Origin of the sequence: Actinacidiphila cocklensis (assembly GCF_907177275.1) — a bacterium.
Lineage (GTDB): Bacteria > Actinomycetota > Actinomycetes > Streptomycetales > Streptomycetaceae > Actinacidiphila > Actinacidiphila cocklensis.
The window spans coordinates 50,372-69,766 of the sequence record NZ_CAJSLV010000013.1; the positions used below are offsets into that span (position 1 = coordinate 50,372).

General features: G+C 73.6%; 18 protein-coding genes. 13 read left to right on the plus strand and 5 right to left on the minus strand.

Annotation, left to right across the window (positions count from 1 at the left end; genetic code table 11):
• Positions 1–26: 26 nt before the first annotated feature.
• Positions 27–1,709, minus strand: coding sequence for a M14 family metallopeptidase (locus NFU81_RS03055; protein ID WP_251484694.1), 1,683 nt, complete (start codon positions 1,707–1,709; stop codon positions 27–29).
• 256 nt (positions 1,710–1,965) lie between these two features.
• On the opposite strand from NFU81_RS03055, the gene NFU81_RS03060 reads away from it, so the two are divergent.
• The 4 genes from NFU81_RS03060 (at position 1,966) to NFU81_RS03075 (ending at position 5,685) form a co-directional block, all read left to right on the plus strand.
• Entirely contained in the window at positions 1,966–2,685 is a 720-nt protein-coding gene (locus NFU81_RS03060; protein WP_251484697.1) for a VIT1/CCC1 transporter family protein, read from the plus strand.
• 60 nt (positions 2,686–2,745) lie between these two features.
• On the plus strand, positions 2,746–4,542 hold the full coding sequence (locus NFU81_RS03065) for an FAD-binding protein (protein ID WP_251484951.1): 1,797 nt from the start codon (positions 2,746–2,748) through the stop codon (positions 4,540–4,542).
• Between the two features lie 154 nt (positions 4,543–4,696).
• Positions 4,697–5,479 carry a COG4280 domain-containing protein gene (locus NFU81_RS03070; RefSeq protein ID WP_251484701.1) on the plus strand — a complete coding sequence of 261 codons (783 nt, stop codon included), beginning with the start codon at positions 4,697–4,699 and terminating at the stop codon, positions 5,477–5,479.
• Positions 5,476–5,685 (plus strand): hypothetical protein, encoded by a 210-nt coding sequence (locus NFU81_RS03075; RefSeq protein WP_251484703.1) that lies wholly within the window; start codon positions 5,476–5,478, stop codon positions 5,683–5,685. The genes NFU81_RS03070 and NFU81_RS03075 overlap by 4 nt, the downstream gene beginning before the upstream one ends.
• Before the next feature lie 242 nt (positions 5,686–5,927).
• Here the strand turns inward: NFU81_RS03075 and NFU81_RS03080 are convergent, their stop codons facing one another.
• Positions 5,928–6,245: a helix-turn-helix transcriptional regulator gene (locus NFU81_RS03080; RefSeq protein ID WP_251484706.1), complete on the minus strand. Its 318-nt coding sequence runs from the start codon at positions 6,243–6,245 to the stop codon at positions 5,928–5,930.
• A 128-nt stretch (positions 6,246–6,373) separates the two neighbouring features.
• On the opposite strand from NFU81_RS03080, the gene NFU81_RS03085 reads away from it, so the two are divergent.
• Entirely contained in the window at positions 6,374–6,853 is a 480-nt protein-coding gene (locus tag NFU81_RS03085; RefSeq protein ID WP_251484708.1) for an STAS domain-containing protein, read from the plus strand.
• Between the two features lie 11 nt (positions 6,854–6,864).
• Here NFU81_RS03085 and NFU81_RS03090 read toward each other — a convergent pair whose 3' ends face one another.
• The gene (locus tag NFU81_RS03090) at positions 6,865–7,944 is read right to left on the minus strand and encodes a cation diffusion facilitator family transporter (RefSeq protein ID WP_251484710.1); all 1,080 of its coding nucleotides are present in this window, start codon (positions 7,942–7,944) and stop codon (positions 6,865–6,867) included.
• Positions 7,945–8,074: 130 nt separating this feature from the next.
• Between NFU81_RS03090 and NFU81_RS03095 the strand changes: the two genes are divergently transcribed.
• From NFU81_RS03095 to NFU81_RS03125, 7 genes are all read left to right on the plus strand, one after another.
• Complete coding sequence (locus NFU81_RS03095) at positions 8,075–9,190, plus strand: carboxylate-amine ligase (protein WP_251484711.1); 1,116 nt, start codon at positions 8,075–8,077, stop codon at positions 9,188–9,190.
• A gap of 241 nt (positions 9,191–9,431) precedes the next feature.
• Positions 9,432–10,370, plus strand: a complete 939-nt coding sequence (locus NFU81_RS03100; RefSeq protein WP_251484712.1) for an NAD-dependent epimerase/dehydratase family protein — start codon at positions 9,432–9,434, stop codon at positions 10,368–10,370.
• Complete coding sequence (locus tag NFU81_RS03105) at positions 10,367–11,311, plus strand: RNA polymerase sigma-70 factor (RefSeq protein WP_251484713.1); 945 nt, start codon at positions 10,367–10,369, stop codon at positions 11,309–11,311. Before NFU81_RS03100 ends, NFU81_RS03105 begins: the two co-directional genes overlap by 4 nt.
• A 178-nt stretch (positions 11,312–11,489) precedes the next feature.
• Positions 11,490–12,002: a peptide-methionine (S)-S-oxide reductase MsrA gene (gene msrA, locus NFU81_RS03110; RefSeq protein WP_251484958.1), complete on the plus strand. Its 513-nt coding sequence runs from the start codon at positions 11,490–11,492 to the stop codon at positions 12,000–12,002.
• A gap of 69 nt (positions 12,003–12,071) precedes the next feature.
• The gene (locus tag NFU81_RS03115) at positions 12,072–12,989 is read left to right on the plus strand and encodes a hypothetical protein (RefSeq protein WP_251484714.1); all 918 of its coding nucleotides are present in this window, start codon (positions 12,072–12,074) and stop codon (positions 12,987–12,989) included.
• Entirely contained in the window at positions 12,986–13,777 is a 792-nt protein-coding gene (locus NFU81_RS03120) for a hypothetical protein (protein ID WP_251484715.1), read from the plus strand. The genes NFU81_RS03115 and NFU81_RS03120 overlap by 4 nt, the downstream gene beginning before the upstream one ends.
• Before the next feature lie 44 nt (positions 13,778–13,821).
• Positions 13,822–14,583: an alpha/beta fold hydrolase gene (locus tag NFU81_RS03125; RefSeq protein WP_251484716.1), complete on the plus strand. Its 762-nt coding sequence runs from the start codon at positions 13,822–13,824 to the stop codon at positions 14,581–14,583.
• Here NFU81_RS03125 and NFU81_RS03130 read toward each other — a convergent pair.
• Positions 14,580–16,142 carry a glycosyl hydrolase family 95 catalytic domain-containing protein gene (locus NFU81_RS03130; protein WP_251484717.1) on the minus strand — a complete coding sequence of 521 codons (1,563 nt, stop codon included), beginning with the start codon at positions 16,140–16,142 and terminating at the stop codon, positions 14,580–14,582. The genes NFU81_RS03125 and NFU81_RS03130 overlap by 4 nt on opposite strands.
• Here NFU81_RS03130 and NFU81_RS03135 point away from each other — a divergent pair.
• A complete protein-coding gene (locus NFU81_RS03135; protein ID WP_251484718.1) occupies positions 16,099–17,214 on the plus strand; it encodes a hypothetical protein in 1,116 nt (371 codons plus the stop codon). The two genes, NFU81_RS03130 and NFU81_RS03135, sit on opposite strands and share 44 nt — an antisense overlap.
• Positions 17,215–17,295: 81 nt before the next feature.
• Here the strand turns inward: NFU81_RS03135 and NFU81_RS03140 are convergent, their stop codons facing one another.
• Positions 17,296–19,308 carry an NPCBM/NEW2 domain-containing protein gene (locus NFU81_RS03140; protein WP_251484725.1) on the minus strand — a complete coding sequence of 671 codons (2,013 nt, stop codon included), beginning with the start codon at positions 19,306–19,308 and terminating at the stop codon, positions 17,296–17,298.
• Between the last annotated feature and the right edge of the window lie 87 nt (positions 19,309–19,395).

Consider the following 19,395-nt stretch of genomic DNA (forward strand, 5'->3'; position numbering starts at 1 on the left):
CCGTGGCCCCCTCGCCGTTGCGCAGGTCAGCCCAGCCGGATCTCGGCGCGGGCGGTGCCCGCGCGGGGGTGCCGGGCGGTGACGGCGGCGACGCTGCCCGCGGGCGCCTGGACCATCCACTCCACCGCGGTCAGGTCGGGCGTGCCCGGGTCGTGGCCCCACCAGGTCGTGGACGACAGGGTGCCGCTCCTGCCCTCCAGCTGCCCGAGCCGCTCGACGCCCTCACCGGTGAGCAGCGTGGCACCGTCGGGCAGCGTGATCTCCGCCGCCAGATCCCCTGACACCTCGCGGTCGAGCGCGGTCCTGGTGACGTACGTCGGCAGCCAGCCGGTGTTGCCGACGACCAGCCTGATCCGGTGCACGCCCGGCGAGACCTCGGTGGCGGTGAGCCTGCGCACCTCCACCCGCGGCGACGCCAGCGTCTGGAAGATCACCCACTCGGTGTGCGGGGCGACTTCGGCCTCGATACGGTCCATCGGCGGGTTGTACCAGTAGTTGATCATGTCCCAGCCGCCCAGCTCCACCGGGCCGAGCTGCGGGTGCTCGTACGGGTACCAGTCCACGAAGCCCTTGCCGTCGAGCTCGGTGTCGCTCCAGGCGATCATCCGCAGGTCGTCCTCGACCGGGTGGTCGATCAGCCAGCGCGAGGCGTGGTACGACTCGATGCCGGCCGCCCGCTGCGGGCTCCAGAACTCGGTGATCCAGGCGAAGATGCCCAGCTGGTGGTAGTACCAGCCCAGTTGGCCGCCGCGGAAGACGGCCGCCGGGTCGTGCTTGAGGTCCTGGAAGGACATCACGTCGTAGCCGGTCAGCTCGGCCGCCTTGGCGCCGACCACGTCGAAGACCCGCCGGTCGTCGCCGGGCAGCCGGACGTCGTCGTTCATCGGCGGGCACAGGTGCAGGCCGCCGAAGGTGTGGCAGGTGACGTAGCCGGTGATGTTCGGCCGGTCCACCACCGCCCGCAGCACCGCCTGGATCTCCGGCTCCGAGCCGGGGAACGGGCCGGCGTTGCGCGGCAGCAGCGGCGCCGCCTCCCAGTCGGTCGGCAGGTTCTGCCCCAGGTCGAGGCCCTCCAGCGCCTCGGCCACCTCGACGACATCGCCCCGGTAGCCGGTGATGTCGCCCTCCTGGAAGAGCCGGAAGTAGTCGCCGCCGACCTCGTCGGGTTCGCGCGGCACCAGCAGCCGGGGCTCGTCGGGGTGCGTCTTCCACGGCCCGTCGGCGTCCGGCATGCGCATGAACAGCGCCCGCCCGTCGCCGTCGACGTCCCGCAGCTGCAGCCCCGGGTCCGCGACCGGGCTCGGGTGCGGGCGCACGCTGGAGCGGATGAAACGGCCCTCGGCCATGGCGTGTTCGTGGCCGTCGGGGTTGAGCCGCGGCACCACGTAGACGGTGCGGGTGTCCAGCAGCCGGGTGACCCGCTCGTCGTTCCCGTAGCCGGTCAGCAGGCGGTGCACCAGATGCAGGGCCGCGAAGCACGACGACCACTCGGTGCCGTGGATACCCGCCTCGACGAAGAAGGCCGGCTTCTCGTCGGCCGGCCCGGTGGCGGTGTTGGTGAGGGTGACCAGCCAGATGTCCCGGCCTTCCCACGAGCGGCCCGCGCTCTCCAGCGCGGCGAGCGTCGGACAGCTGTCCGCCCACTCCCGCAGCAGCGCGGTCAGCTCGTCGTGCTTGTAGAACCTGTCGTACGTCAGCGGGCGGATCATCGGGTCGTTCCTCGCAATCGCAGGGCGGCAGCAGCCTCGGGAGCGCGGCCAGTCTGCGCGGGGCGCGGAAAGGGTGCTTTGGGCGGGCGGCCAATCTTTCCCTGCGGAGTTCTCGCTCGCCGATAATCACGCCGGCCCGGCCGGGCGGCCACAGTGCTCCCACACGCCAGAACGCGAATGGCCGAGGCCATTCCTACCTGAATTCCCCGCCGGTCCTGGCGAAGCGCCACCGGCCCGGCCGAGATTGGACCTTCGCATGACTGCGACAGCGGACATCGGCACGCCCGAGATCCACCACAAGCACCGCGACGTGACCGGCGGCTGGCTGCGGCCGGCGACCTTCGGCGTGGTGGACGGGCTGGTGTCGAACTTCGCCCTGGTCGCCGGTGTCGTCGGCGGCGGCGCCGGCGCGCACGCCGTCGTCCTGACCGGACTCGCCGGACTGACCGCCGGCGCCTGCTCGATGGCCACCGGCGAGTACATCTCGGTGACCTCGCAGAACGAGCTGGCCCAGGCCGAGATCGCGCGCGAGCAGCGGGAGCTGGCCACCAACCCGGAAGAGGAGCTGCGCGAGCTGACCCTCGCCTACGAGGCCAAGGGCGTACGCCCGGAACTCGCCGCGGAGATCGCCACGGCGCTGACCGCCGACCCCGACGTCGCCCTGCGCGTCCACGTCCGCGAGGAACTCGGCGTCGACCCCGACGACCTGCCCTCCGGCTGGTCCGCGGCGGCCTCCTCCTTCGCCGCGTTCGCCCTGGGCGCCCTGCTGCCGCTGCTGCCGTTCGTCTTCGGCGCCTCCGACATCGCCCCCGCGCTGGTCGCCAGCTCCGCGGGGCTGGTCGTCACCGGCGCGCTGACGGCGAAGCTGACCGCGAGCTCCGGGTGGTTCGGGGCGAGCCGGCAGCTGCTGCTCGGCGGGGTGTCGGCCGCGGTGACCTTCGGCGTCGGCCTGCTGGTCGGCACGGGGGTGTCGTAACCCATGGAGCCGACGAGCACGACGGGTTCGCCCCGTACCTACCACCGACCCTTGCACACCGTGGCCCTGGTCAAGCAGGTACCGCTCGGCGACCACCCCGGCACCCTGGACAGCGCGGGACGGCTGCTCAGGGACGGGGCAGGCGTCGAGCTGAACCCGTGGTGCCGCCGTGCGGTGACCCGGGCGGTCGAGCTGGGCCGGGGCAGCGGCGGGCGCACCACGGTCGTGACGATGGGGCCGCCGGCCGCCGCCGACGTCCTCAAGGAGGCGCTGGCCTGCGGCGCCGACGACGGCCTGCTCGTGAGCGACCCGGCGCTGGCCGGCGCGGACTGCCTGGTCACGGCGAAGGCACTGGCGGCGGCGATCAGAACGCTCGGCCCGGTGGACCTGGTGCTGGTCGGCCGCAGCACCGTGGACGGCGGCACCGGCGCGGTCGGGCCGATGGTCGCCGCGCTGCTCGGCCTGCCCTTCACCGGCCCCGCGCTCACCCTCGAAGCCGCACAGGACACCGACGGGCTGATCGCCACCCTGCAACTCGACGCGGCCACCGAGACCGTAGGGCTGACCCTGCCCGCGGTCCTCGCCGTCGCGGAACGCTCCTGCCCGCCGGCGAAGGCCGCGCCCGACCGCTGGCCCGACCCCGCGCCGATCCGTACCCTGGGCGCGGACCGGCTCGCCGGCAGCGTCCCCGGCACCGCCAGCCCCACCCGGGTGGACCGGGTGCTGCGCGGCGGCACCGCCCGCCGCCCGGTGATCCTCACCGGCAGCCCCGCGGAACAGGCCGCCCGGGCGGTGGACCTGGTCACCGCCCGCAGCACCCCGCGGGAGGGGAGGGCCGCGGCGCCGCGGGTGCACGCGGCCGCCCAGGGCCTTGCCGGCCCCGCCGTCCTCGCCGTGACCGGCAGTCCGGGGGACGGCGGGCGCGCGCTGCTCGGCGAGGCCGCGGAGATCGCCGGGCGCCTCGCCGGCCACGTGGTGGCCGTCACCCCGCCCGCCGACCCCGGCCTGCTGGGCGCCTGGGGCGCCGACGCGATGCTCCACCTGGGCGGCGCGGACCCCCGGCCCGCCGCTGCCGCCCTGGCCGAGTGGATACGCCGCTGCCCCAGCACCCCGTGGGCCGTGCTGGGCGGCGCCACGCCCTGGGACCGCGAGGTCCTCGCCCGGCTCGCGGTGCACCTGGACGCGGGCCTGCTGTCCGACCTGACCGCCGCCGCAATCCAGCTGGACGGCAGCGGCAGGCCCCGCCTGGTGGGCCACAAGCCCGCGGGCGGCGGCACCTTGGCCGAGGTCGCCAGCGACCGGCTGCCGCAGATCGCCACCCTGCGGACCGGATCGCTCGCCGACCGCGCCGCCAGGTCCCTCCCGCGCGGCGAACCGCCGGTCGAACTGCTCGACGTCGGGGCCGACCCGCTGCTGCGGGGCTTCGACCGGCGGACCGTCGACGACTTCGACGCGGTGGAGCGGGCAGCCGCGGTCATCGGCCTCGGCGCGGGCGTCGACCCGGCCCGCTACGCGGACGTCGAGCCGCTGCGCGCCCTGCTCGGCGCCGAACTCGCCGCGACCCGCAAGGTCACCGACGCCGGCACGCTGCCGCACTGCCGCCAGGTCGGCGTCACCGGCCGGGGCATCGCGCCCCTGCTGTACCTGGCCATCGGCATCTCCGGCAGCCCGCACCACATGGTCGGCGTGGAGCGCGCGCACACCGTGCTCGCCGTCAACAGCGACCCGGACGCCGCCGTCTTCGGCCACTGCGACATCGGCATCGTCGCCGACTGGCAGGACGTACTCCCCGCACTGACCGCCGCCTTCGGCCGGGCGGCCGCCCGGCCCGAGACCGCGGCCGCCGCGACAGTCTGAACGCACCACGACCGTCCGAACGCACCACGACCCGTCACGAACCACCGACCGATCCCCGTGAACCCGAGCCCCGCACCGGGGCAGAGAACCTGGAGCCCGCTGTGACACCACACCAGTCCACCGCCCGTACCCGCCGGTGCGGAGGTGGCGGCACATGAGCGGCCTCGTCCTCGTCCTGACCGTCTTCCTCGCCTGCACCGTCGAGGCGGTCGAGGCCCTGACCATCGTGCTGGCCGCGGGCACCAGCAGGAACTGGCGCTCGGCCCTCCAGGGCACCGCCGCGGCCCTGCTGGCGCTCGCGGTGACCGTGGCGGCGCTCGGCCCGGCCATCGGGCTGATCCCCTTCCAGGCGCTGCGCCTGGTGGTCGGCGCCCTGCTGCTGGTCTTCGGGCTGCAGTGGCTGCGCAAGGCGATGCTGCGCGCCTCCGGCTACAAGGCGCTGCACGACGAGAGCGACGCCTACGCCAAGGAGGTCGCGGCCGCGCGCGCCGCGGCCGGCGGCGGCCGCGGCATCGTCACCGACTGGTACGCCTTCACCCTGTCGTTCAAGGGCGTCTTCCTCGAAGGCCTCGAAGTCGCCTTCATCGTCGTGACCTTCGGCAACAACCAGGGCAGCGTCCCGCTGGCGGCGCTCGGCGCGGTCGCCGCCGTCGTCGCGGTCACCGGCGTGGGCATCGCGGTCCGCGCACCGCTGGCCAGGGTCCCGGAGAACTCGATGAAGTTCGCCGTCGGCATCATGCTCACCGCCTTCGGCGTCTTCTGGGCCGGCGAGGGCGCCGGGGTCGAATGGCCGGGCGCCGACGCGGCCCTGCTCGTCCTCGTCCCGGCGATCGCCCTGCTCGGGCTGGGCGGCGCCGCCCTGATGCGCCGCACCTCGCCCGCCGACAGCCCGCTCGGCCGGCCGGCCGCAGCCCCGGCGAAAGGAACCCTGACGTGAAGTGGATTCGCTCGTTCGCGCTGTTCTGGTACGACTTCGTCGTCGGTGACGACTGGCGGGTCGCGGCCGGGGTCGTGGTGGCGCTCGGCGCGACCGCGGGCCTGGTGCACGCCGCCGACGTGAACGCCTGGTGGCTGCTGCCGCTCGCCGTCGTCGTCATGCTCGGCCTCTCGCTGCGCCGCGCGGTGGCCGCCGCCTCCCGCTGACGCGGACCCCCGCCGGGGGCCGGGACCTCGCCGGTCCCGGCCCCCGGCGGATTCACACGTCCAGGCGCTCCCAGCCGCGCGGCCGCGGCTGCTCGGTGAGCGGGCCGCGGCCGCGGTGGACGATGTACGGGCGGAAGAGGTACTGCACGGGGGGCGTCCGCGGAACCCTGCCCTCCAGGCGGCGTGCCGGGCATCCGGCCGGCTGATCACGGCCGGAACGCGCGCGGGGACCTGCCGCTCCGTCAGGAGGAGGGCGTGCTGCCCGGATCGAGCGAGAGCAGCGCGAGGAGCGCGGCCACCGTCGGGCCCGCGTCGGCCGGGTGGCGCAGCGAGGTGCCGCCGGGGATCTGGTAGGTGTTGGTCCGCCCGTTGCGGGTGCGGGTGAGATACCCGTCCGACTCCAGGTCGGCGATGATCTTCTGCACGGCACGCTCGGTGAGCATGCACCGCCCGGCGATGTCGCGCACGCGGATGTCGGGGTCACGGGCGATGGCGGCCAGGACGCGCGCGTGGTTGGTCAGGAACGTCCATCCGGTCCTCGGGCTCGCCGCGTCATCCATGGCGACATCGTACGACGTCGGATTCAGGCCTTGCAAAGCGTGAAATGGCTTTCGTGTATCGCTTGACAGGGATTGCCGTGGCGCACAGTCTGGAGCGGCCGAGTGAGGTACGTGAGGAGGTTGCAGCCGTGGCAGGTACAGGGCGCCGCTCGATCATTCCGCCGGCCGACGCAGGTCCCGCCGCGTCGGCGACGGTAATGGCGTCGCAGCAGGTGCGCGTGGTCAGGCACCTGCAGTCCGGGCTCGTCGTGCGGCTGACCGAGGCGGACGGCAGGATACGGGCCTGCGTCAACGGCGAGATCGACCTCGACTGCGCGGACCTGCTGGAGCGCGTGCTGGCCGACGCCCTGCGATCCGCACCCGGTGGGCTCGACCTCGACCTGAGCGCCGTCGGCTTCTTCGACTGCGCGGGGCTGAACGCGCTGCTGCGGCTCCGCGCGCTGGCGCGTCGCGACGGCGCGGAGCTGGCGGTGCTCCCGGTGTCGGCGCCGGTCGCGCGGGTCCTCGACCTCACCGGGACCTGGCCCGCCTTCCCGCTGGCGGCCGCCGCCGTCGACAGCACGCCGACCGTACGGCTGCGGCCCGCGCGCCGCGCCCGCCCCGCCTGACGGTCGCCGCCTCACCGGCCGGGCCGGTCCTTCGCGCACTGCTCCGCCACGGCCCTGTCGACCTCCGCCTTGCGGTCCCGCGCCCGCACGCGCGTCTGGTGGTCGGCGTCGACGATGTCCAGGAAGACCTCGTCGAACTCCGGGCAACGGTTGCGCAGTTCCCGCCTGATCCGCTCGCTGACCTCCTCCACCTCCTCGCTGTCGATGCCCTCCCGCAGGTCCACCCGCGCCGCCAGCAGCGCCGACCCGACACCGAGACGCATGGTCTGCAGGACGGCCACGGTGTCGATCTCCCGCTGTTCGGCCAGCAGGTCGTACGCCTCCTGCTGCAGGCGCGGGTCCACGGCCTGCCCGACCAGCAGGTCGCGGGCAGAGCGGCCGAGCCCGTAGGCCACCAGTACCAGCAGCAGCGCGATGGCCAGTGCGGCGGCGGCCTCCCAGCGCGGCGAGCCGGTCAGCTGGTGGCCCAGGACGCCGCCCGCGGCCAGCAGGACGCCGAGGACGGCGGTGGAGTCCTCCGCGAAGACCGTGCGCACGGTGGGGTCGTCGCTCGCGGAGATCTCCCGGCGCAGCGAGCGCCCGTGTTCGCGGGCGCGGCCGCGCAGCTGGACGACCGCCCGCAGCAGAGAGGTGCCCTCGGCGGCCAGTGCCACGGCCAGCACGATGTAGGTGGCCAGGAAGCCCCCGGAGGACGACTCCGGTGACAGCCACCCGTGCAGCCCCTGGTAGAAGGAGAAGCAGCCGCCGGTCACGAAGATGCCGACCGCCGCGAGCAGCGCCCAGAAGAAGCGCTCCTTGCCGTAGCCGAAGGGGTGCCGGGCGTCCGGGCGGCGCCGGGCGAAGCGGACCGAGGCCAGCAGGAACACCTCGTTGAGGGTGTCCGCGACCGAGTGCGCCGCCTCGGCGAGCAGGGCGGGCGAGGCGGTGAGGGTGCCGACGACGGCCTTGGCGACAGCGATCGCCACGTTCGCCAGCAGCGCGATCAGCACCGTCCCCCGGGTCCGGTCGTCGTCCTTCGCCGGCGCGGACCCCCGGGGCCGGCCGGCGGGCTGCTCGGGGTCTGTTCCTGTGCTTGTCTCGGGAGGAGTCATGGGCGGATCTCATCGACCTCCGGGCTCAAGGGGCGTCGTTGCCGCCGTGCCGGGCACGGCTACCCGCAGGGCTCTGCCGTACGCGGGCGGTCCGCTGATTGAGCCCGGCACAGGGGGTAGGCGCTGATCCATGGACAGGCCCGAGGCGGACGGCATCACCCTGGGCGTCGAGGAGGAGTACCTGCTGCTCGACGTGAAGACCGGGATGCCCGCGCCGCGGGCCGGCGAGGTGCAGGCCGCGGCCGACCTGGAGCCGGTGCTCGACGCGGGCGAGGTCGACGACGAGCTGCTCCAGGCCCAGGTGGAGGTGGCCACCCCGATCTGCACCGGCCTCGCCGAGGTCGACGGGCACCTCAGGCGGCTGCGCGGCGCGGTCGCCGGCGCGGCCCTGCGCGCCGGGTGCCGCCCCGCGGCGACCGGCGGCCTGCCGCTGCGGTCGACCGGCATCATGCCGGTGACCGAGAAGCAGCGCTATCTGGACATGCGTGACGACGCCGCCCGGCTGGTCGACGAGCAGCTCATCAACGGGATGCACATCCATGTCGCGGTGCCCGACCGGCACGCCGGCGCCGCCGCGCTCGGGCGGCTGCGCCCGTGGCTGCCGGTACTGGTCGCGCTCGGTGCGAACTCGCCGTTCTGGGACGGCCGCGACACCGGCTTCGCGAGCTGGCGCACGGTGGTCTTCGGCCGCTGGCCGGTGAGCGGCTCGCCGCCGTACACCGCCGACGCGGCGACGTACGAGCAGCGGGTCGACGCGCTGGTGGACACCGGCGTGATACGCGGCCGCCGGGAGGTCTACTGGCACGCCCGGCTATCCGAGCGCTACCCGACGCTGGAGATCCGTGCGACCGACGTGCAGCTCGACGCCGGCAGCGCCGTCACCCTCGCCGGCCTGGGGCGTGCCCTGGTGGCGACCGGGCTGCGGGAGGCGGCCGAGGGTGTGGCCGCGCTCGACCCGCCCGGCAGCGTGCTGCACGCGGCCGGCTGGCACGCGGCCCGGCACGGTCTCGCCGCCGACCTGGTCGACCCGGTGCGCGGCACTCCCGCGAAGGCCGCGGACGTGGTCGGCGAGCTGCTGGCGTACACGATGCCCGCGCTCGAGGAGTACGGGGACGCGGGCCGGGTCGCCGAGGGCCTGGCGCGGCTGCTGGACGGCGGTACGGGCGCGGCCCGCCAGCGCCGGGCAGTGGCGGAGGGCGGAGCCGCCGCACTGCTCGACCTGATCGCCCTGGCGCCTGCCGGGTGAGTGCCCGGCCTGTCGACCGCCTATGCGGGGGCGGAGGACCGCGGAGAGGGTGCGTCACCCTTTCAGGCGGTGATGCCACCATGGCAGGCCCTTACCGGTCAAACAGGTGATGACCCCCTGGTCCGGCAACGCCACCGCGAGTGCCCGCACCGGCCGCCGGGACGGATTTCCCCGGGAGTGTCACAGCCGGGCGCGCTGTCTCGTCTTGCTGTCGACAGGCAGATCGTGGAACGGGAAGGTGATGGGCATGCGGGTGTTCGTGGCGGGCGGGACCGGCGTCCTGGGGCGGCGGCTGGTGCCGCAGCTGGTGGCCCGCGGGCATCAGGTGACGGCTACGACGACGAGCGCGGCCAAGCTCGGCGTCGCGGAGCGGCTGGGCGCGGACGGCGTGGTGATGGACGGCCTGGACGCGGCATCGGTCGCCGAGGCGGTGGCCCGGGCCAGGCCGGACGCGATCGTGCACCAGATGACCGCGATCTCCATGGAGCATGCAGGCAAGCCGGACCTCAAGCACCCGGACCGCTGGTTCGCCCTGACCAACCGGCTGCGGACCGAGGGGACCGACCACCTGCTGGCCGCCGCGCAGGCGACCGGCGTGCCCCACGTGGTGGCCCAGGGGTACGCCAGCTGGAACGGCATCCGCGAGGGCGGCTGGGTGAAGACCGAACAGGACCCGCTCGACCTGCTGCCGGGGACGGCCGCGCAGGCCGGGATGGAGGCGATGCGGCACGTCGAGGACGTGGTGCTCGCGGCCGGCGGCGCGGTCCTGCGCTACGGCGCCTTCTACGGCCCCGGCGCCATCGACGACCAGGTCACGCTGCTGCGCAAGCGGCAGTACCCGCTGGTCGGGAAGGGCGGCGGCTACAGCTCGTGGATCCATCTGGACGACGCGGCGAGCGCCACCGTGCTGGCCGTGGAGCAGAAGGCCGCGGGCGTCTTCAACATCGTCGACGACGACCCGGCGCCGGCCCGCGAGTGGCTGCCGCACCTGGCGCGGTGCGCGGGGGCGAAGCGGCCGATGCGGGTCCCGGTGTGGCTGGCCCGGCTGCTGGCCGGGGAGCAGGCGGTGGTGATGATGACGCAGGGCCGCGGCTTCTCCAACGCCAAGGCCAGAAGGGTACTGGGCTGGGAGCTGCGCTACCCCTCGTGGCGGCAAGGCTTCAGGGAGGAGCTGGCGTGACCCGTACCGAGGAGGTGGCGTCCCGTACGGCGGAGTTCGAGGAGCTGCGCCCCCTGCTGTTCTCGATCGCCTACCGCGTCCTCGGCAGCGTGACCGAGGCCGAGGACGCCGTCCAGGAGACCTGGCTGCGCTACCGGACCTCCGCCACCTCACCGACCTCGCCCAAGGCGTTCCTGTCAGCGGTGGTGACCCGGATCGCGATCGACGTGCTGCGCTCGGCCCGGGTCCGGCGCGAGGAGTACGTCGGCCCGTGGGTCCCCGAGCCGCTGCTCACCGACCCCTACCAGGACCCGGAGCGGTCGGCGGAACTGGCCGACTCGGTGTCGATGGCGGCGCTGCTGCTGCTGGAGCGGCTCAGCCCGCTGGAGCGGGCGGTCTTCGTGCTGCGCGAGGTGTTCGGCTTCGGCTTCCCCGAGGTCGCAGCGGCCGTGGGGCGCTCGCCCGCAGCGTGCCGGCAGCTGGCGGTACGAGCGCGCCGCCACATGGACGCCGGCCGTCCGCGCTTCGACGCCGACCGCAGGGAGCGCGAGGAGCTGGCGGAGCGGTTCTTCGACGCCTTCAGGGAGGGCGACGTGGACGGCCTGCGGGAGCTGCTCGCCGCCGACGTGCACATGGTCGGCGACGCCGGCGGCAAGGCGCCGCAGGTGGCCAGCAGCTTCGACGGCGCCGACGACGTGGCCAGGGTGCTGATGGCGGTCTTCCCGATGTTCGCCAGGATCGGCGGTGTCGTGGAGCCGCACGAGGTGAACGGGCAGCCCGGCGCGATCTTCCGCAGGGGCGACGGCAGGGTGCTCAACACCATGGCGCTGGACATCGTGGACGGGCGCATCCAGACCATCCGCACGGTGATCAACCCCGACAAGCTCGGCCACGTCGGCCCGGTGGCGGACGGCTGGGAGGTCCTGGACGAGGCGAACGGCGGACGCCTCCCGGGCGCCTGACCGGAGGCCCCCGCGGGAGCCGCCGGCCCTCTGACCGGCGGCTCCCGCACACAATGCGGAATCGTGCGGGCCGGCTGTGCGTTGACTCCAGCAGAGCCGGTGGGCAGGCGGCGGCAGGACGGCCGCGCCCCCCGCGCCGGCGGCTGTCCATGACGTGATGACTGCGGAGAGGATCGAGATGGCCACGCAGATGCAGAAGGCGGTACTGGCGGGCGGCTGCTTCTGGGGGATGCAGGACCTGCTGCGCCGGCTGCCCGGAGTGACCGGGACCCGGGTCGGCTACACCGGCGGCGACGTGCCGAACGCGACCTACCGCAACCACGGGACCCACGCGGAGGCCATCGAGATCACCTTCGATCCCGAGCGGACCGACTACCGCGCGATCCTGGAGACCTTCTTCCAGATCCACGACCCGAGCACCAGGAACCGCCAGGGCAACGACATCGGCCTGAGCTACCGCTCGGCGATCTACTACGTGGACGACGAGCAGAAGCGGGTCGCCGAGGACACCATCGCCGACGTCGACGCCTCGGGCCTGTGGCCCGGCAAGGTGGTCACCGAGGTCGAGCCCGAGGGTCCCTTCTGGGAGGCCGAGCCCGAGCACCAGGACTACCTGGAGCGGTACCCCGACGGCTACACCTGCCACTTCCCGCGGCCCGGCTGGCGGCTGCCGGCCCGCACCCAGGGCTGACCGCCCCGGCCCGCGCGGCGCGGGACCGGAGCCGCTGCGGGACTCCGCGGCCCGTGTTGTACTGGCCAGATGGAGCGCAAGCATCCACTGGCCGCCGCCAGGCGGGCCGCACACGCAGGGCTGTCGGGCACGTCCTCGGACGCCGCCGACGCACGGGCCGAGCGGTTGCGTGAGCGCGTCCGGCTGACGATCGAGATCACCGCCAGGGCAGGGGAGTACCGCAGGGGCCTGGTCGCGGCGGTCTCGCGGCTGAGCCCCGAGGAGGCGGAGATCCTCGCGGACCTGGAGGAGCACGGGCTCCAGGTCCCGCAGTTGCACGACGTGCTGTGCGGCGGGCACGTGCTGGTGGACGACCCGGAGCTGTACGAGCGGTGGCGGGCGGCCAAGGGCAGCCATCCGCGGCTGTCCAGCCACCACCGCGACATCGACAAGAAGCTCTACCCCGACATCGGCATGCGCGGCCACGTCGTCCGCGAGAAGCTGCACGGCCGCACCACGACCGGCACCTGGGTCCAGCTGGAGAAGACGCCGGCCGCCTTCGGCGGCAGCAAGATGCCCAGCGTCGACGACCTGCGGCACCTGATGGACTACGCGGTCTACCGCTTCACCGGCAGCAACGTCGGCCCGTGGGGCCTGTCGCGGATGACCGAGCGGCGCCCGATGTACCTCTCGCCGATCCTCGCCGTGCCCACGTCGCTGACCCCGCCGGTCGCGCGGTCGCTCACCCGGGCGCTGCGCAGGATCGAGCAGTCCGACGACGTCACCGCGGTGTCCCAGCAGCTCGCCGCCCGCTTCCCGCCCCCCGACCGGGCGGACCTGGCCGGCGAGCTCGGCCAGGCGCTGTCCCGCAGGGGCGGCCGGGGGCTGTTCGGCAACTCCGAGGTGTGGGTGACCCAGACGCCGTCACGCACCGCCGCCGCCGTCCTGCGCGCCCGCCACGACGACCCGCCCGCGGTGACCCTACGGCCGACGGGAGGCCCGCGATGAGCGATGAGCAGCGCGACGAGAACGAGTCAGGCGCCTCCGCACACGACCCGCACGGTCCTGGTACGGGAGCCGGTCCTGGCGAGGCGGCCGTCCCGTCAGGGCTGGTCACCGCCGTGGTCAACCTGGTGCACACCGGCCCGGTCATGCTCGGCGCCTACACCATCGCCGAGCTGACCGCGGTGGACGCCATCGTGGACTTCCTCGAAGCCCGCCCCTCGGAGGACGAGCTGACCGAGGCCGTCAGGTCGCTCGCCGCGCGGGAACTGCTGCTCGCCGGCGAGACCAGCGAGCACGTGCAGGTGCGCGGGGACCTGGGCATCGCGGTGGCCTTCCAGCAGCGGGCCAGGATGGTGCTCGACGCCCGCACCAGCGGCACCGAGCCGGGGGAGCCGTGGCGCATCCTGCTGCTGCCGCAGCCCGAGGGGATCTGCCTGATGGTCCGCATCGACGCGCTCGGCGTCCACCAGATCGGGCTGTACGGGCTCGACCAGGCCCTGGACATCCTCACCGAGTGGCTGCCCCGGGGTGCCGCCGCCGACCGCGACAAGACGCCCGACGCCGACACGCTGCTCGCCGCCGCCGAGCGCTCCGCGCTGGTCACCGTCACCCGCTACACCGCGGAGGGCTCCGCGGAGATCGCAGGTGAGAGCACGGACCTGGTCTTCGCCCGGTACGACGGCCACCTGCACACCCTGTCCCGCGACGCGGACGAGCCGGACCGCCTGGTCCCGACCCCGCTGGACGGCAAGGACGCCGTCCGCGACCGCCTCGCGCAACTGCTCTCCTAAATATTCGGTGCCGGACGAGGTCAGCGTGGGCTAGCGTCCTGCGGATGACTCTTACCTATGACGTGTCGGGGACCGGTCCGACGCTGCTCCTGCTGCACTCGTCCGTGTGCGACCGGCGGATGTGGGACCCGCAGTGGGCGCCGCTGGCCGCCGCCGGATATCGCGTGGTCCGCTGCGACTTCCGCGGCTTCGGCGACTCGCCGATGGGCGCGAGCCCGTACAGCGAAGCGGGCGACGTCCTGGACCTCCTGGACCACCTCGGCGCCGATCGGGCCGCGGTGGTCGGTGCCTCCTACGGCGGCAAGGTCGCCCTGCAGGTGGCCGCGCACCGGCCGGAGCGGGTCACGGACCTGCTGCTGCTCTGCCCGGGGATGCCGGGACATGTGCCGGGTCCCGACCTGCGGTCCTTCGGCGCCCGGGAGGACGCCTTTCTGGCGGCGGGCGACATCGAGGGGGCCGTCGAGCTGAACGTGGAGATGTGGCTCGGCCCTGAGGCGGACGGGCAGGCCAGGGAGCAGGTCCGGGTGATGCAGCGGCGGGCCTTCGAGGTGCAAACGGCGGCGGCCGAGGACTTCTCGCAGGCGGGTCCCGAGGTGGACCTCGCCGACGTCACGGCACGCTGCCTTGCCGTGTCGGGCGCGCACGACGTGGCCGACTTCCGGGCGATCGCGGCAGAGCTGCCGGGGCGGATCGCCGGCGCCCGGCACCTCGAACTGCCCTGGGCGGGCCACCTGCCGGGCCTGGAGCGGCCCGGCGAGGTGACCCGGCTGGTCACGGAGTTCCTCCGCGGGGAGTCCCAGCCCTAGCCGAAGACCTCCATCTCGTAGAGCGAGTAGCCCCATTGGCCGGACAGCTGGCTGCCCTGCATGCGGACGAAGCGGGCCGAGCCGCTCACCGGCACCTTCTCGGTGCCGCCGGACGAATCGGGCTGGGTGTACAGGTCCCGCCAGGTCGAACCGTCGGTGGAGGCCTGGAGCTTGTAGCTCTTGGCGTACGACTCCTCCCACAGCAGGTCGATCTCGCCGAGGTTGTACGTGCCGCCGAGGTCGACCTGGATCCAGCTGTTCGGGTCCTGGCCCGCACTCCACCGGCTGGACAGGTCGCCGTCGAAGGCCTTCGCGGCGGACTGGTCCGCGCTGGACTGCGACGAGGCCGTGGCCGGTCTGTTCAGCGCCAGGTCGGCCTTGGGCGCGCTCATCGTCAGGTTCACCGTGACGGTCCTGCCCGCCTGGAGCGGCAGGACGCGGGCGATGTTCCCCAGCGGCGAGCTCTGCACGGTGACGCCGTCGCCGGTGATCGAGGAGATGCCGTTGCGCTGGATCAGCGTCAGGTTCTGGTCGGTCTTCGAGGTGAGCGTGACCTTCGCGGTGTGGGCGCCGGTGTCCCACGCCAGGTTGTCGATGGTGAACCGGCCCTTGCCGAGCATGCCGGAGACGGAGCCCTTCGTCAGGCCCATCGGCAGCCCGGGCAGCAGCTCCAGGGTGCCCGGCTTGGTCGCGGCCAGCATCTCCATCATCACCGTCGGCACGGAGTTGACGACGTCCGTGGCGAAGGTGTTGTGGCCGTTGTAGTGGGACGTGGCCATGCTGCTGTAGTAGTAGTCGTCCTTGGCGAAGCGCAGCAGCTTGGCGCCCACCGAGTCCGGCATGTCGAGGTCGGCGGCGAGCAGCGCCCCGTGCAGCAGGCCGTGCCCGGCGTTCTCGTAGGAGCCCTGGTCCTTCTTCTGCAGGAAGACCTGAGCGGCCCTGAACTGCGCCGCGTTGGTCTCCGGGGTGATCTCGCGGTAGGGCCACACCGGCATCAGGCCGCTGGAGTGGCGGTGCTGGTAGTTGTTCTTGTTCTCCAGGTCGGGCCACGCCCACTCGGCGAGCGCGCCGTCGTTGTTGACCAGGTACGGCGGCAGGTGGTCGAGCCTGTCCTGCCACACCGGGATCTTGTCCGCGTCGCGGCCGAGGAGCCTCGCGGTCTGGATGAGCGTGCTGAGTGCGAACTTCGCACCGGAGATGTCGTAGACGGAGTTGACGGCGAGCGGCACGCCGCCCGGCGGGGTGTTCTCCGGCGAGATGGAGCCGGCGAAGACGTAGTTGCCTGCCGCGTCCTTCCTGGTGAGGAAGTCCTCGTAGAAGTCGCCCATGTCGCGGATCAGCGGGTAGTACTTGTCGGCCAGGAACGTGGTGTCCCCGGTGACTTCGTAGTACTCCCAGAACGGCTCCAGCAGCCAGGACTCGCCGCCCGTCACGTACTGGTACGGGTAGTCGAAGTTGATGTTGGAGATCAGGCCCTCGCCGTTGGGGGTGTTGCCGCCGGTGAGCATGCCGCGGGTGCCCAGCAGCTTCCTGGCGTTGGTCTCGAAGTGGTCGGGCACCCTGGAGCGGGACCCGGCCGCCGACACGCACGGCCCGAGCCATCTGTGGGACGCCTGGAACGACGGCGACTACGCGCACTACCGCGACCACGACCCGGCGTTCGTGGCGGAGATGGGCTGGTGCGGCCCCGCCGCCTGGACCACCCTGGAACGGGTCCTCGCCGGTGAGACGCCGGGCCCCGACTCGCCGCTGACCCGCCACCACCTGCGGGCCATCGACGGCATGCACAAGCTGACCCGCGGCCTCCAGCCGCACGTGCCCACGCCCGCCGCCGGCGACGACTGGCACTTCGCCACCCAGCTGGTCCAGGCCCGCGCCGTCGCGGCGGGCGCCGAGTGGCTGCGCTCCCGCGAGCGCTGCGGCGGGGTGGTGGTCTGGCAGCTCAACGACTGCTGGCCCGCGATCAGCTGGTCCGCCGTGGACAGCGCCGGGATCGAGAAGCCCCTCTGGTACGCGCTGCGGCACGCCTTCGCACCGCGGCTGGCCACCGTCCAGCCGGTGCACCCGGGGCCGACCCACGACCCCACCGGCGACGCGGGCCTGGTGCTCGTCCTGGTCGACGACACCGGCGCGGACTGGCACCCTGAGGTGCTCGTACGGCGGATCGGCCTGGACGGGCAGGAGCACGCGCGGGCACTGCTGCACCCCGGCTGCCCGGCGGGCGGCCTGCTCCACCTCCCGCTGGACCCCGCGCTGTGCCTGCCCGCGGACCCGCACGCCGAGCTGCTGGTCGTCGACGCCGACGGCGTCCGCACCACCTGGGCGTACGTCCCGGACCGCGAGCAGGCCTCCGTGCGGCCCGAGCGTACGGTCGACCTCGCCCTCGCCGAGGGCGAGTTGCGGGTGACGGTCACCGCGGGGACCGTCCTGCGGGACGTGTGCGTCTTCGCCGACCGGGTCGCCGGGCCGCTCGGCCTCGACCCGCACGAACTGGCCGTGGACGACGCCCTGGTCACCCTGCTGCCGGGGGAGCGGCACACCTTCCGGATCACCCGCAGGGACGGCCGGGCGCTCACCGCACTGCCGGCGCCGGGGTGCCCGGCGCCGCGGTCCGCTCGGCCGGCGAGCTGACCGGCTGACGCGGAGCGCGGGGCCGGTGCGGTGCGCTGACGCGCGTACCGCACCGGCCCCGCGCCGGTCGGGTCGGAGAGGTCAGGAGCAGGTGATCGAGGCGCCCGCCCAGTCCGCGTGGTCGCTGTCGTTGCCGTCGCCGCCGTCGGTGACGACCAGCTGGACGACCTGGGCGCCGGTGACGTCGGCGGTCAGCGGGTGGCCGCCGGTGGTGCTGGTGACGACGCCGCTGTCGGCGACCTGCTTGCCGTCGGCCAGGACCAGGAACTCCACCGAGCCCTTGCTGTTCTTCTTCTCGTCGTCGATACCGACGGTGGCCGTCAGCGAGGTGCAGGTGCCGGCGGTGTAGTAGGCGACGGTGCTCGGGGCGTGCACACCGAGGCCCTTGGCGTAGACGGTGCCGCCGAGGGTGATCGGGTTGCCGTCACCGGCCGCCGTCTCGCCGTTGCTGGTGTCGCGCTCCACCGGACCCCAGCCGTTGGCCGCGGACTCCCACGGCAGGTCGCTGAGGTAGGAGGTGCCGGCCGGCGGCGGGACGGCGACGGCGACCTGGCCGGCCAGCGGCTGGCTGACGGTCACACCGTGGCCGCTGTAACCGACCGTGCCCGACAGCGCGTAGGTGCCGGTCGCGGTGCCGGCGGGCACCGTGATGTGCCAGGTGGTGGACAGGGTCTGGCCGCCGGGCAGCGCGGGGGTGCTGGTGCTGCCCGTGGGGCGGACCGACCAGCCGGCCGGCGCGCTGAGCCGCACCGAGACCCCGTGGGCGGGCGCGGTGCCCAGGTCGGTGACGTAGGTGGTGACGTCGGCGCTGCCGCCCGGCGCGATGTGGACGGCGGTGTTGGCGCCGGCGTCGACCAGCGACGGGTTCTGCATCGCGTGCGCCGACCTGCCGACCCGCAGCAGCACGGTGCCATGCGCCGGTACGGTCGCCGCCAGGCTTCCCGCCGACTGGTAGTCGCGGTGCTGCCACAGGTCGCGCACCTGGTAGCCGTTGTCGGACGCGGGCAGGCCGATCGCCTCGGCCGTGGTGGCGATGTGCTGCGGCTGGTCCGACTCGTTGTAGAGGGCGACCGCGCGGTCGCCGTTCGCCAGCTGCTTGACGACCACCTGGGCGCCGCCGCTGGAGGACAGGACGGTCGCCTGCTTGCCCAGCGGGTCCTGGTCGAGGGCGATGACGTCCTTGTTGAGCAGGATGTCCATCGTCGCCTGGCTGGCCTTGCGCAGGTCGGTGCCGATGAGCAGCGGCGAGTTCATCATCGACCACAGCGAGAAGTGCGTGCGGTACTCGGTGTCGGTCATGCCGCCGTTGCCGACCTCCAGCATGTCCGGGTCGTTCCAGGCGCCGGGCTTGGCGAAGGCGGCCAGCGGCAGGTTGGCGTCGGTGATGGACTTCAGGCTGCCCCAGTTGTCGCTGATGTCGCCCGTGGTGCGCCACAGGTTGCCGATGTCGCCGGCCCACTCCCACGGCTGCTGCTGGCCCCACTCGCACAGCGAGTAGACGATCGGGCGGCCGGTCGCTTCGAGGGCGTCGCCCATCGCGGTGTAGCGGCGCAGGAAGTCGGCCCGGGTGCCGTCGCTCTTGTTGTTGCAGTTGTCGTACTTGAGGTAGTCCACGCCCCAGTCGGCGAAGCTCTGGGCGTCCGTGGCCTCGTGGCCGAGGCTGCCGGGGTAGCCGGCACAGGTCGCGGTGCCCGCGTCCTCGTAGATGCCGAGCTTGAGGCCCTTGCTGTGGACGTAGTCCGCGGTGCCCTTGATGCCGTCGGGGAACTTCACCGGGTCGGGGACCAGGCGCCCCTGCGCGTCGCGGGTGTGGGTCATCCAGCAGTCGTCGATGTTGACGTACTGGTAGCCGGCCGCCTGCAGGCCCGAGCTGACGAAGTAGTCCGCGGTGTCCTTGATCAGCTGCTCGCTGACGTTGCAGCCGAAGGCGTTCCAGTCGTTGAAGCCCATCGGCGGGGTCACGGCCAGGCCGTTGTCCAGTGCCGCGGCCTGCGGCGCGGTCGCGACACCTGCGGTGACGGCGGCCAGGCCCAGGGCGCCGGTCCACACGGCTCCGGCGGTGACGCAGGCGAGAATCCTGCGGGGGATCGGCATACGGGGTCCCATCGTTCATTCCGGGGGGATCGGACGTTTCGGCGGCATGGCCCTGACGGTGGTGCGGCTCTGTACGGGGTGACGGGC